This is a genomic window from Brevibacterium picturae (genome assembly GCF_900105045.1).
Taxonomy (GTDB): Bacteria; Actinomycetota; Actinomycetes; order Actinomycetales; family Brevibacteriaceae; genus Brevibacterium; species Brevibacterium picturae.
The window spans coordinates 2,093,615-2,108,523 of the sequence record NZ_LT629739.1 but is presented as its reverse complement, the minus strand read 5'-3'; the positions used below and the strand labels follow the sequence as shown (position 1 = coordinate 2,108,523).

The window sequence follows — 14,909 nt, the reverse complement described above, 5'->3', positions numbered from 1 at the left end:
TCGATGGCCGGTGGTGACCAAATCGGTCACGATCTTTCGCGGTGTTTCACGAGGTGAGACGCGGTGTTCTCAGTCGGTGATTCTGTGCGCCAGAAGCACGCTGTCATCGAGTTCGGCCGGCTGGCCGTCTGGCCCTTCGACCTCACGGGTGCGCAGTTCGGCGAGATCGATCTCCCACCGGACGGGGCTGCCGCCGATGAGCAGGGCGAAGTCGCCGTTGGGACTCACCGGTTCATGGTGGTGGCCCTCACCGTGGCCCAGTTCTTCATCATAGTTCTGCGCCCAGGGCGGCATCTCGGCGTGGGAAATGAGCAGCAGTCGACCATCCGGTGCGACGTGGTCGGCCACTTTCCCGACGAGCTCTTCCCGGGTGTCGGGCAATCGGGTGTGGAGGAAACAGCCGACGACCAGGTCAAAGCCGCCTCGGCGAGGGCCATCTGTCTGCTCCGATTCGGCAGAACCGGGGCCGGATCCACTCCAGGTGGAGACGTCGGCGACCTCGAAGGATGCGGTGACGCCCTTCGCGGCTGCGGCCTCTGTGGCCCGGTCGATGGCCGTCTGTGACAGGTCGATGCCGACCGCGTCCCAGCCGTTCTCGGCCAGCCAGATGACGTCAGCCCCCTCCCCGCAGCCGACATCGAGGACGCGGCCGGGGGTGAGACTGCCGACCGTGGCGACAAGGGCCTCGTTGGGGTTGCCCGACCAGACCGCGTCGTCTCCGGCGTAGCGTTCTTCCCAGGCCGCGACGGAGTCAGGGACTCCGGCATTCGCGACCTGTTGGGGTTCGGTCACTGCTGAGTTCCCGGCTCGGGGGACACCTCGGTCGCCTCGGATTCCACGGCGCCTTCCGAGCCTTCGGCTGCTTCGGCTTCCTGCTTGGCCAGTTCCGCACGGACCTCGTCCATGTCGAGTTCCTTGACTGCGGTGATGACCTGCTCGAGCTGAGGTGCGGCGAGCGCGCCGGGCTGGGCGAAGACGACGATGCCCTCACGGAAGGCGACGAGAGTCGGAATCGAGGAGATCGAGAAGAGCCCCGCGATCTCCTGCTGGGCTTCGGTGTCGACCTTGCCGAAGGTCACGTCCGAGTGCTGCTCGGAGGCCTCTTCGTACACAGGTGCGAACTGCTTGCAGGGGCCGCACCAGTCGGCCCAGAAGTCGAGAAGAAGGATCGAGCTGTCGGTGATGGTTGACTCGAAGTTGTCTTTGGTGATTTCAATCGTAGACATTCGGGCAGTCTAAACGTCGAGGATGAATACTGTCTGGATACTGCCGCAGATCGGAACCGTAAACGGCGTGTCGGAACGGGTTCTGATCGGCCCGGTCGAGTCAGTCGGCCACACGCCGTGAACGAGCTCAGCGACTCAGTCGACGAGGCCGCTTCGACTTCGGGGTCAGATTGCATACAACCCTGAACATGGTTTCTCCGAACTTTCTGGCACCGATGGCTCCGACATTCTGTTAGAGTTAAATCGTTCCCGTACGAAACTGTGCGGAACACATGGTGCCGCGAGCGTAGGTAGATTCGCTTGGCGCCGTGCAGTTGCCAGTTGGCGCGTGTCTACCGTCCGCGCCTCTTAAGATTTTTCTGACTTTTCAATCCAGCCGTTCTGCGGCTTCCGTCCAGCACCTTCGAGTGCATTACCGATACCGAGCTTTCCCGCTTTCGCCTGAGACAAGGATTCTTCTCATCAGCACGAACTCCGGACCGTCGGTGTCTCCACAGTTTTTCGTCGGACCTGCGCTCCATGCGCAGATCATCCAGCGGAAAGTCACACAATCAGATGGTCCACTGATCGGCGATGTCGATCAATTCGGGTCCCTGAAAGTGTGAACAGCCGGGCCCACAAAGGGGTCCGACCATCCAGATCGCTCCGGCGGTCACCAGTTTAAAATAAGGATACAAAGATTATGGCTACAGGTACCGTGAAATGGTTCAACTCGGAAAAGGGATTCGGATTCATCCAGCCTGACGACGGTTCGGCTGACGTGTTCACTCACTTCTCCGCGATTGACGCCACCGGCTACCGCGAGCTCACCGAGGGCCAGAAGGTCGACTTCGACTCGGAAATGGGTTCCAAGGGCCTTCAGGCCACCAGCGTTCGTCCCCTCTGAGACTTCCGTAACTTTCCGGTCCCGGCCGGATCGCGATTGATTCGTCAATAGCGAGCACCTGTCGGGAACGTAGTTGCACTGAGTTACACCAAAAGCGTGTGTTCGCGTTTGGGGTTTGTGTTTTCACTTGCTCCGATCACGACCGCACGCTTTTCGGCGTTCCGGGGCATTGATACCGGTCGACGACAGGGGCCATCGATCCTCACTCGTGGGACGACCTTCAGTGTCGCCGTCGGCGAAGAGTTCCCCGATCCCGCTGCCGCGCACCGTCAGGTTCGGTGGCACTCCTCCGCAGTCGTCGCTCACACACGGACCAGCTGTTTGCCGAGGTTAGCGCCGGCGAAGAGTCCGTCAAGTGCCGCCGGTGCGGCCTCCAGCCCCTCGGCGATCGATTCGGCGATGATCAGTTCACCGCGACCAAGCATCCCGGACAGGTGGGCCAATGCCTCTGGGAATCTGTCGAGGTACTCGAAGAAGACGAATCCCTCCATCACGGCTCGGCGCAGGCCACGCTGCATATAGTTGCGGACCCCTGTGCTGGGCAGACGTCCGTCATATCCTGTGGCAACTGCTCCGCAGAGAACGATTCTCACATGATCGGCCAGGTTCTCGATGGCGGCTTCGAGCAGCTCGCCTCCGACATTGTCGAAATAGACGAATCAACCGTGATTTGGAGAATCGCTGCTGCGCTCTGCACGGAAGTCACCTGCAACCAAGGTTCCGGGCAGCCACCTTGTGCTGCACCCGGATTTCGCGGGCAATCGCCTGAGTGTCCTCGACCCGTTGCCACCCCCTCGCGGTGAATCATAGGCTTTCACTTATGGAATCACAGTCGTACCACCACAGGGCCGACACTGCCGCCAGCCTGCCGCCATCGCGAGCTCCACGGCCGCTGCGCTGGCTGGTCGTAGGTGTCGTCGCCAGCATTGCCCTGCTCATTGCCCTGCCCATCGTCATGATGATCGACCAGGCCGGGCTGAGGGCCGCCATCGAAGAGGACACCGGGGGCGGTCTAAATCCGGAATGGAAGGATTGGGTCCTCGTCGCGACCATCGTCTACGCGGTGGTCCTCCACCTCATCGACGTCGCACTCCTGCTCTGGCTGGTCCCCCGAGTTCTGCGCGGACGCAATTGGGCTCGCATCACATTGACGATCTACCTGGTGGTCGCCACCTATTTCAGCCTCTATTCGGCAGCTCAGGGCGCAATGTTCCTGTGGGCGGTGATCCCGACGGACATTCTGCACGTCCTCATGATCGGGCTGCTCTGGATTCCTGCCTCCTCCCGCCAGCACTTCAAACCCCAGACGGAAAGGACCTCCGGTGCCCAAGCTCATCGATCATGAGAGTCGACGCGAAGAGATCGCCGCCGCAGCGTGGCGAGTCATCGTCCGCGAGGGTGTCGGCGGAGCTTCCGTGCGCACGGTGGCGGCGGAAGCCGGGCTGTCCGTCGGGTCGCTTCGGCACGTGTTCGCCAGCCAGTCCCAGCTCCTCTCCTTCGCCATGCAACTGGTCATCGATCGCGCGGGTGACCGTGTGAGGGAACTTCCACACCGGCAGAGCCCACTCGAGTCCGCCGAGGGCATCGCGCGAGAGCTGCTGCCCCTGGACGAGGAGCGCCGCTTCGAGATGGAGGTCTATCTGGCCGTCTTCTCCGCCGCAGGGTCCGACCCTGGCCTGCAGGAGACGAAGGTCGATGCGTGGAAGCGTGTGCGGACAGCCTGCCACCTCATCATCGACCACACAGTCGGGAACGGAGCGTCGGATCCGACTCAGCGGCCTGCACAGGCCGAGTGGACCACACAGGCCGCACAGGCTGCGCGGGCTGAGCGATTCGAGACCGAAGCGACCCTTCTCCACGCCGTCATCGACGGTCTGGCCTCCCATCTGGTGTGGCAGCCTGCAGAGCTGAGCACCGAAGATGCTCGACGCGCTCTCGTCGACCATCTTCGGCAGATGCAGGCTCGGCTCTCCGCAGGTTGATATCAGGCGGGCACGGCGCTCCGGGGCCGACAGCCGGCAGATTGTCGCTGCCGGGTTCTGGAGTCTGTAGCGTAGGGGCCAGGAATGTCCCGCACAGAGCAGGTGATGCCGCAATGCCCCAGCCCACAGACCCACACCCCACCACCATCGTCTTCGACCTGGGCAATGTCCTCATTGGATGGGACCAGTCCCTGCCGCTATCCGATCGGATGAGCCACGATGAATGGACTGAATTTGCCGCCGAGGCGGACTTCCCCTCGTTGAATACGCTGGCTGATAGCGGAGTGCCGATCACAGAGGTCATCGCCCGGGCATCCGAATCCGATCCACGGCATGGTGAGATCGTCGGGCTCTACTACGAGCGATTCCCCTTGTCACTGACGGGCCCGATCGACGGCATGGCCGAGGTCGTCGATGAGCTCAAGGCTTCAGGCGTCCGGCTCCTCGGACTCTCGAACTGGTCGGCCGAGACCTTCCACCACGCGCCCCAGGTCGCTCCGGCGATCAATGAGCTCAACGACATCGTGGTCTCGGGCCGAGAGAAGCTGATCAAGCCAGATCCACAGATCTTTCACCTCTTGAGTCGACGCTTCGACCTCGAACCCGAGCGCACGGTCTTCGTCGACGACCTGCAGGCGAATGTCGATGCTGCGAACCAACTCGACTTCATCGGTCTGCTCTTCACCGATGCGAAGCAGCTGCGCAGCGACCTGCGAGACCTCGGTTTCCTCGTGCTCCCTCCTGCTGACGTTGAGAACTGAGAACGGGCCGCTTTCCTACCCGCACGCGGCGAGAATGGGAAGCAATGACAAAGATGGACTGGAGGAGCACAAGACTTCGGCTCGCATCGAATCCGAGCTCACGGACATGGGACTCAGTGCTGAGCGCATCTCAGCCATGCCGAGTCCGCCCCTGGGAGGCTGCAGCAGGGGTGCAGGCGGATCAGTCGTTGACCGACCGCACCATGCGTGCAGGCGAGCCGACCACGACGGTTCCTCCACGCACATCCTTGGTCACGACCGAGCCCGCGGCGATCACCGAGTCATCGCCGATGGACACGCCGGGCAGAATGGTCACGTTCGAACCGATCCACACATTGCGGCCGATGATGATGTGGCCAGGATGCATGTCGGCGCGACGCTCCGGGTTGATGTCGTGATTGAGGGTCGCCAGCACCGTGTTGTGGCCGATGAGGCTGTCGTCTCCGATCCTGATCCCGCCCTGGTCCTGGAAGCTGCATCCGGAATTGATGAAGACTCGTCGACCGAACGTCGTGTTCTTCCCGAAGTCGGTGTGGAACGGCGGGAACATCGTGACGGTTTTGTCCACTGGTTTCCCGGTCAGTGAGGCCAACAGCTGCCGAACCTCATCGGGTTCGTGATATGAACCGTTGAGTTCCGCGGTGATGCGCAGCGCCTCTTGGCTGGTGCGGTGCATGACCTCGTGAAGGGGCGAGTCGCTGACGATGGTTTCACCGTTGTTGAGTGCTTTGACCAGATCCTTGAGTTCCATACTGGCCATCCTTTCGCGTTTCTCGCTGTCCCGCATTCTCAGTTGGAATCATGCTCACGGTTTGAGCAGGACCTTGCTCGCATTGTTCGACTTCGGGATGGTGGTCTTCAGGCCGACTCTGCGTTCTCCTTGCGTGAGAATTCGTCCTTCATCGCCGTCAACGTCCTGTGGATGTTGAGCCGCTGGAAGTCTGCGAAACTTCTGCCGCGGGTGAGCACGCGGTCGACGATCGCAGCGAACCAGTCGGGCCAGGCTGTGCGGTCATCGTTCCAGGTCTCGGTGACTCGGGTGCGCCCGTCGACGTTCTCGAACCCATAGACCCAGGTGGCGATGCCGGCACGAAGCTTCGGTGAGCCGGCACCGATCTTGCGCACGTGGAATGCGAACCGTTCACCCGGATCCGAGGCGGTAACGACGCATTCTGTGACCCAGCCTGCCCGACCTCGACGGTTGCTGCCGTCGAAGACCTCGCCCACCTGCAGCGGCCGTGCCTGCGCCGAGGTGTGTGCTCCCGTGTTCTCCGGGCTCCACCGCGACATCTGCGTCGGATCGGCCACCTGTTCCCAAAGGGTACGTGCGTCGACGTCGATGATCATGGCGTCGCTGACCTGCATTGTGCGCTTCATCTGATTCCCTTCCTCGCTCCCGTCCACCCTAGTAGAGCAGATGCGGAGTACCCTGAAGTCCATGCCACCGAACGCGACGCCTCGCCTGAGATTCCGTGAGATGTCGACGGATGATCTCGACGAAATGGCGGACCTCCTCGGTGATCCCCGGGTCATGGAGTACTACCCGCACCCCAAGGACCGTGCGGAAGCGGCCGGGTGGATCAACTGGAACCGGCGCAACTATGCCGCGTACGAGCATGGGCTCTGGATCATCGAAACCCCCGAGGGCGAATTCATCGGAGACTGTGGGCTGACTTGGCAGAAGGTCAACGAGACGGCTGCCCTGGAGGTCGGTTTCCACGTCACGCCGTCTGCGCAGGGGTTCGGCTATGCCACCGAGGCGGCCCTTGCCTGCCGTGATTTCGCCAGTTCCCATGCACTGGCGTCCCGGTTAGTCTCGATCGTCCACCGGGACAATCGGCCCTCCCAGCGTGTGGCGGCGAAGATCGGCATGAACCCTGATCGCACGCTCACGCATTCCTCGCCGGTCCACCTCGTCTACGCTATGGGCCTCTGAATCGAGAAGTTCCGTCGACGTGCCCACGCACCTGTCGCGTTAGCCTGGACTCATGAGCGTGAAGGTCACGCGGGACGAGGTCATTGCGTTCCGCCTTGAGGCGCAGAACCTGAATCGACGTGTGGACGGGCAGTCCCTGGTCGCTGCCACCGGAGTCTGCGGGGTTCAGAACAGCCCGCCCGGATCGGCTCTGCTCGCCCTCAATGCCCGAGTCTCTGGTGTCACTCGGGAAGCTGTCAACGCTGCGATCTCCGATGACAAGAGCCTGTTGCAGAGCTGGTGCATGCGCGGTGCACCGTTCTATTTTCCAACAATCGACCTTCCCATTTTCACCACCGGTGCCCTCCCGACCACCGAAGATGGACGGCGCCACTTCGTCCTCGGTGTCGAGGCCTCGCTCAACAAGCTTGAGATGTCCCTCGCCGAGGTCGTCGACCGGACCCGGAACGCGATCGGAACCGTGCTGTCCGGCCGCACACTGACCGTCAATGACCTGGGAACAGACATCGCTGAGCAGATCGCTCACGAACTGCCGAAGAGCAAACGCGCCGACTGGGAGAGTGAGGGACCGTTTGCCAAGGGCCAGCCGCTGGGAGAAGGTGTCGTCCATTTCTGCCTGCGCATCCTCACCCTGCAGAAGGTCATCTGCTTCGCCCCGAGGGAAGGGAACAAGGCACCGTTCGTACTGCTTGATGAATGGATCGACAACGACGTGCCCGAGATGGCTCCGGAGGACGCCCGGGCCGAGCTTCTCCGCCGCTACCTGCACGCTTATGGACCGTCCACGCATGGGGACTTCGCCTCGTGGCTCGGTATGCGTTCACGCGAAGGTGAGGCGTGGTGGGACCTGCTCGACGGCGAGATGACCGAGGTCGACTTCGGTCGCCGAACCTGGGTCCTGACCAAGGATCTCGATGTGCTGCAGTCATCGCCCACACCGGCGGGCGTGCGCCTGCTCCCGCCGCGCGATCTATATACTCAGGGGCGCGACCGGTCGACCATCATCGACAAGCAGTTCCATCGCGATGTGTTCAAGGCTGTCAGTGAGCCGGGGGCCGTCCTTGTCGACGGCCGGATCCTCGGCACATGGCGAGCGCGCAAGAACGGGAAGAACCTGAGCATGTCTGTCACGGCATTCGACCCGCTGTCGGCTCACGCCAGGAAGGCGGTGGAATCCGAGGCCGAGAAGGTGGCGAGCCTGCGTGGTGCCGCAGCAGTTGAGGTCGATTTCGACTCCTATTGACCGGAACCTGGAGTTCGACTTGACCGGAACCTGGAGTTCAGCGAGCGATTCCTGAGCGAACGCCACGCCCCATCAGCGCCTCACCATGGGCGATAGTCTGATCCCGCAGGGCCCGAACAACGGCGGCAACGGCCGGTCGACGCATCGAGTCGGGTCGCAGCACCATCCAATAGGGCAGCCGCTCGGACAGGGTCTCGGGAAAGAGCCTGACCAGATCATCGTGCAGGTCCGCCATGAAGCAGGGCAGAAAGCCGATGCCCGCGCTGGCACGGGTGGCTTCCACATGGACGAGGACGTTGGTCGACGACAGTCCGTCCTTCATTGTGGGGACCAGGCGACGTGGGGCGTCGAGGTCATCGACCTGGAGCATCGAATCCACGAAGTACACGAGGCGATGTTCGGTCAGCTCATCCTCGGTGGCCGGGGTCCCGTTCTCTGCCAGATAGTCCTGTGAGGCATACATACCCAGTTCGTATTCGCCCAGTTCGAACGCTTCGGCGCGATGGACTTGGGGTTCCCCGACGACCACCTCGATGTCGAGGCCCGATCTCTGCTGAAGGGCCTGTCGCGTCACAGTCACGATCTCCACGCTGAGACCTGGATGGCGCCGCCGCAGTTTGGCGACCGCGGGGGCCGCGACGTAGGCGCTGAACCCATCCGTGGCCGTCATTCGGACCACACCGGTGATCGGGTCGGGACCGCGCCCTGATTCGCCGAGGCTGCTCACCGCAATCTCCACCTGCTCGGCCACCCGCACGGCCTCTTCACCCAGTTCGGTGAGTTCCCACCCGCCGGACGCGCGTGAAAGGACCCGTCCACCGAGGGATTTCTCGAGGGCTGCGATCCGCCGTGAGATTGTCGTGTGGTTGAGGCCAAGGGTCTGTGCCGCGGTCGTGAATTTGGCCGATCGGGAAACCGTGAGCAACACCAGGAGGTCGTTCGGCTTCGTGTCCATATCTGCAATTTTAGGCATAGTTGCTGCGATTCGAGGGCTACGGACGGCAATGCCTGTGCGCGAATGCTCACCCCGCGGTCCGTCAGAATCGGTCGAATGGACCTGCGTACCGGAATGTTCCAGCCTGATGCTCGTAGTCCGAGAGCGTGCGAATCTGGAAGTAGTCACCCCAGGCGGGGTCAGGGGAAGTCGCTGCGGTCGTTGAGGCCGGGACGAATCCGAAGCGCGAATAGAATCGAGGCTCACCGAGCAGACCGACAATCGTCTCGCCTCTGGCGTCAGCAGCGCCAAGCACCGCGTGCATCAGCGCCGAGCCGACGCCGTTTCCCTGCTGCTCCGGGCGGACGCTGACCGGTCCGATACCAAGCGCCGGAAACGAACCTACGTGCGCCCGTGTCGCCACGACATGTCCGATGATCTCATCGCCATCGACGGCGATAAGAGAGAATTCGGGAATCCATGCGGGATCGTCCCGCAGCCATGAGATCAGGGTGGCTTCTCCGGGATCTCCGCCCGGCTCCACTGGTGGCGCACTGTGTTCAGCACCGCGAAAAGCGGCTGCCGTGACGTCTCGGATCGCTTCGATGTCGCCTGAACGTTCTCGTCTGATCAGCATACGACGTGATCCTACCGTGCTCCGTTGCGGAACCGTGTACTCAGCGTCTGGTCTCGTACCTGGTCAGGAGCACTCCCCCGGCAAACGACCGGGTCTCCACCAGATTCAGATTCACCCAGCTGTCGAGTGCTGTGAAGAACGGTATGCCTCCGCCGACCAGGACCGGGTAGGTGATGAGGATGTACTCGTCGATCAGTCCTGCGCGCATGGCCGTTGCGGCGAGGGTGGCACCGCCGATGTCCATGGGTCCGCCGTCCTCAGCCTTGAGACGGGAGATCTCTGTGGCAGCATCGCCGGAGACCAGTCGGGTGTTCCCATCGAGTCCGCTGATCGTCGACGAGAAGACCACCTTCGGCATCTCCACCCAACGGTGCGCGTATTCGATCTGTGCCGGCGTGACGTCGGGCTGCTGGTCGGCGGTCGGCCAGAATGGGCTCATCGCCTCCCATAGTCGTCGTCCGTACAGCGCGAGGCTCGTCGCGCCCACTCGGTCGGACCACCATTGGAACACCTCGTCACTCGGCACGCTCCAGCCAAGATCGTCACCGGGGGCAGCGACGTAGCCGTCCAAGCTCACGTTCATGGCAAAGGTCAGTTTCCGCATGGCGTTATGCCTCTCATAAGTCGGCAGCCCCTGATGCGGCAGATACTACTCCCGTCTTCGCAGTTGGCGCCACAGACCGATCACGGCGAGCACTTCGTGCCTTCGGCTCAAAGGGCCCTCACATAGACTGATTCGAGCCCGAGAAATTCGACACCGAAGAACTGGTACTAGGAGACTCATGGCTCGCAAAATCGTCGTCACCGGAGCAGCATCGGGAATTGGAAAATCAACCGCAGACATGCTCGAGGCGGGAGGAGACACCGTCGTCCGAGTCGACCTCAACGAAGGTGACGTCACCGGCGACCTGGGCGATCCCGATTCGATCGCGGCTGTGGCGACAAGCATCTCTGAGAAGACCGGAGGCGTCATCGACGGATTAGTCGCGAATGCAGGAGTCTCCGCACCCACCGAGCTCTCACCGAAGATCAACTACCTGGGCACGGTGCGACTCATCGAGGCGCTGCGTCCTCTGTTGACGAAGTCGAGGGCCCCGAGAATCAGCGCGACGACCTCGGCCGCAACACTGCAGGACAACGACCCACAGCTCGTCGATCTGCTCCTGAAGGGAGACTCCGAGGCCGCTTTGGCACGTGGGCGCGAGTTGGCAGAACAGGGACCGGAGGTCGGGTATGCGAACTACTCGAGTTCGAAGCGAGCGATGTCGAGGTGGATCCGACGAGTGGCACCGACCGATGACTATGCTGCCGCCGGCATCGGCATCAATGGTGTCGGGCCCGGACAGGTGCGCACCGGCATGACGAAAGATCTGTTCGCGACCGAGCAGGGTCGGACCATGGCCAGTGATGCTATGCCTGCCCCATACAACGGCATCGCCGAGGCTGAAGATATCGCTGCGGTCCACGCCTTCCTCGTCTCTGCCCAGAACGCTCGTATGACCGGTCAGATCCTCTTCGTCGACGGCGGCTTCGACACGCTGACACGCGGCGACGACATCTGGTAACTCGCCTGGTCAGAGGACGTATTCGAACAGGTGAAACTCGTTCAGTTCAGTGTCCTCGTAGTTGACCGTATGGCACCCGAGGTCGGTGAAGCCGTAGCGCGAGTACAGCTTCCGGGCAGGCATGTTCTCGACGTAGGTGTCTAGCCGAATCGTGCGGCATCCCTGCTTCTGGGCGACCTTTTCGGGTGGTTTTCCGTGTGCCAATGGGGGAAGTCGACTGTCGCGACCAGGTGATCGATGATCTGCTGGTAGGCCTGCTGCGCCTCAACTGTGTCGTCATGATTGCGCGGTCTCTGTCTCTGGGGGTGCTGAGGCGGGCCCGCGGAACACGGAGATGACTTCTCGTGCCGCCAGTAGGTACGCCGATGAGGAGGACGCGCCAGGTGGGTTTGGTTAGCCAGATCATGGGGCCACCCGAGGTGGTCGATGGCCGGGAGGCAACTTTGATTTGGGAGTCGGCATCGATCTGGAATTGCCACAGGTCGGCGGTGTCGTTAGCGTCACCCTTGAGCACAACGCCCGACCCCCAAGCCCCCGTTGGCACGGGCACAGGCAGGGGGCCTGGGGGCGAGATCACTCGGCTGCGGGGCCTGTTCAGATCACGCCGAGGGCGATCATGGCGTCGGCTACCCTGCGGAAGCCGGCCACGTTCGCGCCCACAACGTAGTCGCCCGGACGACCGACGTCCTCAGCCGTCTCCAGGCAGGTAATGTGGATGTTCTTCATGATCTCGGTGAGTCGCCCCTCGGTGTACTCGAAGCTCCAGGTGTCGCGGCAGGCATTCTGCTGCATCTCCAGCGCACTGGTGGCGACACCGCCGGCATTCGCCGCCTTTCCGGGTCCGAACGCGACTCCGGCTCCACGGAAGATCTCGACCGCCTCGGGGGTGCAGGGCATGTTCGCGCCTTCCGAGACCGCCTCCACCCCGTTCGAGACCAGGGTGCGGGCGGCATCGGCGTCGAGTTCGTTCTGCGTGGCGCTGGGCAGAGCGATGTCCACCGGAACGTCCCACAAACTGCCGCCCTTGACATAGCGAGCATCTCCCCCGCGGCGCTCGGCGTACTCATGGATACGTCCGCGCTCGACCTCCTTGATCTGCTGGAGCAGTTCGAGGTCGATGCCGTTCTCGTCCACGACATAGCCTCCGGAGTCCGAGGCTGTCACCGGGATGCCGCCGAGCTGCTTCGCCTTCTCGATCGAGTAGATCGCCACATTGCCGGAGCCGGAGACGCCTACCCGCCGGCCGTCGAAAGACGAGCCTCGTGCCTTGAGCATCTCGTCGGCGAAGATCGCGGCGCCATAGCCCGTGGCCTCCGTGCGGACCAGGGAACCGCCCCAGTCCAGGCCCTTGCCCGTCAGCACTCCTGCTTCGTAACGGTTGGTCAGGCGCTTGTACTGGCCGAAGAGGTATCCGATCTCGCGGGCACCCACCCCGATGTCACCGGCAGGGACATCGGTGTACTCGCCCATGTGGCGATACAGCTCGCTCATGAACGACTGGCAGAAGCGCATGACCTCGCCGTCGGAACGACCGCGGGGATCGAAGTCCGCGCCGCCCTTGCCACCGCCGATGGGCAGCCCGGTCAGGGAGTTCTTGAAGATCTGCTCGAAACCGAGGAATTTCACGATGCCCAGATTCACCGAGGGGTGAAAGCGCAGCCCTCCCTTGAAGGGGCCCAGTGCGGAGTTGTACTCCACGCGGAAGCCGCGATTGATCTGCACAGTGCCTGCGTCATCCACCCAGGGCACCCGGAAGATGAGCTGACGTTCGGGTTCGCACAGCCGCATCAGGATGCCGTTGGCTGCATATTCGGGGTGTCGATCCTGAAGAGTCTCGAGGGACTCAAACACCTCCTTCGCTGCTTGGTGGAACTCAGGTTCGCCGGGATTACGGGTCAACACCGTGTCATAGGTGTTCTGAAGCGCGGAATTGATCATTGCGGTCCTTTCGGAGTTGAGCGCGATCGTGGACGTGTCCACTATAGGGTACGTTGTGCTACTGGCGTGAGACAAAGAACTTCACGAACAGCCAGAAAGCCGTACAGCGGGTGTTTCCCGAATGCTCTGCGCAGCTCAGCCGCACTACTATGGGCTCGAACGCATCCAGGCCCGTCCTGCCGCCTACGGTGCGGAGCGCATCGCACTCACAGACCTTCTGTCAGCGGCAATTGTCAGCGGCAAACGACTTCTTCTGAAAGCATGACACCATGGAACTCAATGATCATCCGCCGGGGCATGAGCTGAGCCCGCAAGTCGAGGGTGGGCGACCGCTGTCGCCGCCGCCGAAGTCGCTTGAGCAGGCGATCGCGGAAAGCACGAGGCAGATGCGGTCTGCGCGCGGATTGACGCTCTCGGAGCTGGCGGCCCGGGTCGGTATCAGTCGACAGATGCTGTCGAAGATCGAGAACGCCCAGACTTCGGCGAGCCTCGCGACGGTAGATGCCTTGGCCAAGGGCCTGGAGATTCCGGTCACCAGTCTCTTCCGTGCCGCCGACTATGAGACCCAGGCGGTATTCGCGAAGGCCGGCCGTGCCCCTGAGACCGTGCGCCGCGGGAGCAACCTGGGGCATCACTATCTGCTGCTCGGCCAGCTTATTCGTCACCACGGTCTCTTCGAGCCACTCCTGGTGACGCTGACGGAGGACAGTCAGCCGTTCCCGTTGTTCCAACACATGGGTTCGGAGTTCGTGTACGTCCTCGAGGGGGTCATGGATTACCAGCACCAACAATCCACGTTTCGCATGGAGACCGGCGACAGCCTGCTCTTCGACAGCGAAGGAGTCCATGGCCCGGCAAGTATCATCACGGCACCGGTTCGATTCCTCTCCGTGTTCGTGTCGCAGGATCGCACATCGGACTCCGACGGCGACCGTCCGGCGACATCTTCACACTGAACAGGGCCGGAACGAGAGCGCAAGCTCCGCCGTCAGCGCGATTCACTGGAATGCAGGATTTGTTCTTCGAGATCTTCGCCCGAGTTCATCTGAAATGATTCGACTAACGGGAGAAGCAATTGTTGGTTCTTACCCAGCGAATGGGCCACCATAGCCCTGTAGGCTGCAACGGCGACAAGGCTTGTCTTGCCAACACCGTTGTCTCCCTCGAGCGACGCATGTGTATCCAGTGCACTCCAGTGTGCGTGAAGTCTTGCTACTTCTGCATCACGCCCTACTAGAAGCTGGGAACCTTCGGGTGTTCCAGACAAGGGCGGAGTGGTATCCAGATTGTCTCTGAACCCGAAATCTTCTCACATTGCCACCTGAGCCGCCTCCTCGATCGTTCAACTATTTCTGTTCGGTGATCTTAGCTACAAATAACAGGACATACATGTTGGCGAGCGAATATAGCAGCTTCGATCGCTTCCCACGCAAGTTGCAGTCATCGCTCCCCTACGGTTCGGTGAAAGCTACTCCGTTCCACTGCTCGGGCGCGTCTCGTATCCCTAGGGATAGGAAACGTCTCATCGACCCTCCGGTCTTGAACGTCCCAGTCGAACCGAATCCGCGTGTTCTAAGCACTGTTAGTCAGGCGAGCGACTCTTATATCTAAGCCTCATAACCTGACTGTTGAATCGGTGTACTCACAGTTGGATATGAGACACATTGGAGCGCTGCCGCGGCGAAACTGACTGATACGCTCGCGTATCACCTCGTGACAATAAACTGACTGACACCAATTTGACCTCCTTGCCGCGGGCGTGAGGCGAGATGATCTTTCCATCGACCACGGCGTCTCTGGA

18 protein-coding genes are annotated in these 14,909 nt (G+C 61.9%); 8 read left to right on the top strand and 10 right to left on the bottom strand.

The window, feature by feature from the left end:
* Nucleotides 1-69: 69 nt before the first annotated feature.
* Nucleotides 70-792, bottom strand: a complete 723-nt coding sequence (locus BLT92_RS09895; RefSeq protein WP_092105269.1) for an SAM-dependent methyltransferase — start codon at nt 790-792, stop codon at nt 70-72.
* Nucleotides 789-1,226 (bottom strand): thioredoxin, encoded by a 438-nt coding sequence (gene trxA / locus BLT92_RS09890; protein WP_092105268.1) that lies wholly within the window; start codon nt 1,224-1,226, stop codon nt 789-791. The genes BLT92_RS09895 and trxA overlap by 4 nt, the downstream gene beginning before the upstream one ends.
* A 682-nt stretch (nt 1,227-1,908) precedes the next feature.
* Here trxA and BLT92_RS09885 point away from each other — a divergent pair.
* Nucleotides 1,909-2,112, top strand: coding sequence for a cold-shock protein (locus tag BLT92_RS09885; RefSeq protein ID WP_092105266.1), 204 nt, complete (start codon nt 1,909-1,911; stop codon nt 2,110-2,112).
* Nucleotides 2,113-2,414: 302 nt separating this feature from the next.
* Here the strand turns inward: BLT92_RS09885 and BLT92_RS09880 are convergent, their stop codons facing one another.
* Nucleotides 2,415-2,705, bottom strand: a complete 291-nt coding sequence (locus BLT92_RS09880; protein ID WP_197679696.1) for an MDR/zinc-dependent alcohol dehydrogenase-like family protein — start codon at nt 2,703-2,705, stop codon at nt 2,415-2,417.
* Between the two features lie 227 nt (nt 2,706-2,932).
* Between BLT92_RS09880 and BLT92_RS09875 the strand changes: the two genes are divergently transcribed.
* From BLT92_RS09875 to BLT92_RS09865, 3 genes are all read left to right on the top strand, one after another.
* Entirely contained in the window at nt 2,933-3,457 is a 525-nt protein-coding gene (locus tag BLT92_RS09875; RefSeq protein ID WP_092105264.1) for a hypothetical protein, read from the top strand.
* Nucleotides 3,435-4,094, top strand: a complete 660-nt coding sequence (locus tag BLT92_RS09870) for a TetR/AcrR family transcriptional regulator (protein ID WP_092105262.1) — start codon at nt 3,435-3,437, stop codon at nt 4,092-4,094. Before BLT92_RS09875 ends, BLT92_RS09870 begins: the two co-directional genes overlap by 23 nt.
* Nucleotides 4,095-4,207: 113 nt before the next feature.
* Nucleotides 4,208-4,855 carry an HAD-IA family hydrolase gene (locus BLT92_RS09865; protein WP_092105260.1) on the top strand — a complete coding sequence of 216 codons (648 nt, stop codon included), beginning with the start codon at nt 4,208-4,210 and terminating at the stop codon, nt 4,853-4,855.
* A 181-nt stretch (nt 4,856-5,036) separates the two neighbouring features.
* Here BLT92_RS09865 and BLT92_RS09860 read toward each other — a convergent pair whose 3' ends face one another.
* On the bottom strand, nt 5,037-5,606 hold the full coding sequence (locus BLT92_RS09860) for a DapH/DapD/GlmU-related protein (RefSeq protein WP_092105258.1): 570 nt from the start codon (nt 5,604-5,606) through the stop codon (nt 5,037-5,039).
* Between the two features lie 107 nt (nt 5,607-5,713).
* Entirely contained in the window at nt 5,714-6,232 is a 519-nt protein-coding gene (locus BLT92_RS09855) for an SRPBCC family protein (RefSeq protein ID WP_092105256.1), read from the bottom strand.
* Between the two features lie 61 nt (nt 6,233-6,293).
* Here BLT92_RS09855 and BLT92_RS09850 point away from each other — a divergent pair, with 61 nt between their 5' ends.
* Both BLT92_RS09850 and BLT92_RS09845 read left to right on the top strand, forming a co-directional pair.
* Nucleotides 6,294-6,791, top strand: a complete 498-nt coding sequence (locus tag BLT92_RS09850) for a GNAT family N-acetyltransferase (protein WP_172802583.1) — start codon at nt 6,294-6,296, stop codon at nt 6,789-6,791.
* 52 nt (nt 6,792-6,843) lie between these two features.
* Nucleotides 6,844-8,034: a winged helix DNA-binding domain-containing protein gene (locus BLT92_RS09845; protein WP_092105254.1), complete on the top strand. Its 1,191-nt coding sequence runs from the start codon at nt 6,844-6,846 to the stop codon at nt 8,032-8,034.
* A gap of 37 nt (nt 8,035-8,071) precedes the next feature.
* Here the strand turns inward: BLT92_RS09845 and BLT92_RS09840 are convergent, their stop codons facing one another.
* The 3 genes from BLT92_RS09840 to BLT92_RS09830 all read right to left on the bottom strand — a co-directional run bounded on the left by BLT92_RS09840 (nt 8,072) and on the right by BLT92_RS09830 (nt 10,209).
* Nucleotides 8,072-8,989: a LysR family transcriptional regulator gene (locus BLT92_RS09840; protein ID WP_092105252.1), complete on the bottom strand. Its 918-nt coding sequence runs from the start codon at nt 8,987-8,989 to the stop codon at nt 8,072-8,074.
* Nucleotides 8,990-9,071: 82 nt separating this feature from the next.
* Entirely contained in the window at nt 9,072-9,605 is a 534-nt protein-coding gene (locus tag BLT92_RS09835; protein ID WP_092105250.1) for a GNAT family N-acetyltransferase, read from the bottom strand.
* Between the two features lie 40 nt (nt 9,606-9,645).
* The gene (locus BLT92_RS09830) at nt 9,646-10,209 is read right to left on the bottom strand and encodes a dihydrofolate reductase family protein (RefSeq protein WP_092105248.1); all 564 of its coding nucleotides are present in this window, start codon (nt 10,207-10,209) and stop codon (nt 9,646-9,648) included.
* Between the two features lie 178 nt (nt 10,210-10,387).
* Here BLT92_RS09830 and BLT92_RS09825 point away from each other — a divergent pair, with 178 nt between their 5' ends.
* Nucleotides 10,388-11,170, top strand: coding sequence for an SDR family oxidoreductase (locus BLT92_RS09825; RefSeq protein WP_092105246.1), 783 nt, complete (start codon nt 10,388-10,390; stop codon nt 11,168-11,170).
* A 9-nt stretch (nt 11,171-11,179) separates the two neighbouring features.
* Here BLT92_RS09825 and BLT92_RS09820 read toward each other — a convergent pair whose 3' ends face one another.
* The gene (locus BLT92_RS09820; RefSeq protein ID WP_157691409.1) at nt 11,180-11,374 is read right to left on the bottom strand and encodes a GNAT family N-acetyltransferase; all 195 of its coding nucleotides are present in this window, start codon (nt 11,372-11,374) and stop codon (nt 11,180-11,182) included.
* A 390-nt stretch (nt 11,375-11,764) separates the two neighbouring features.
* Nucleotides 11,765-13,108, bottom strand: coding sequence for an NADP-specific glutamate dehydrogenase (gene gdhA, locus BLT92_RS09815; RefSeq protein ID WP_092105244.1), 1,344 nt, complete (start codon nt 13,106-13,108; stop codon nt 11,765-11,767).
* 269 nt (nt 13,109-13,377) lie between these two features.
* On the opposite strand from gdhA, the gene BLT92_RS09810 reads away from it, so the two are divergent.
* Complete coding sequence (locus tag BLT92_RS09810; RefSeq protein WP_231939125.1) at nt 13,378-14,064, top strand: helix-turn-helix domain-containing protein; 687 nt, start codon at nt 13,378-13,380, stop codon at nt 14,062-14,064.
* Nucleotides 14,065-14,909: the final 845 nt, after the last annotated feature.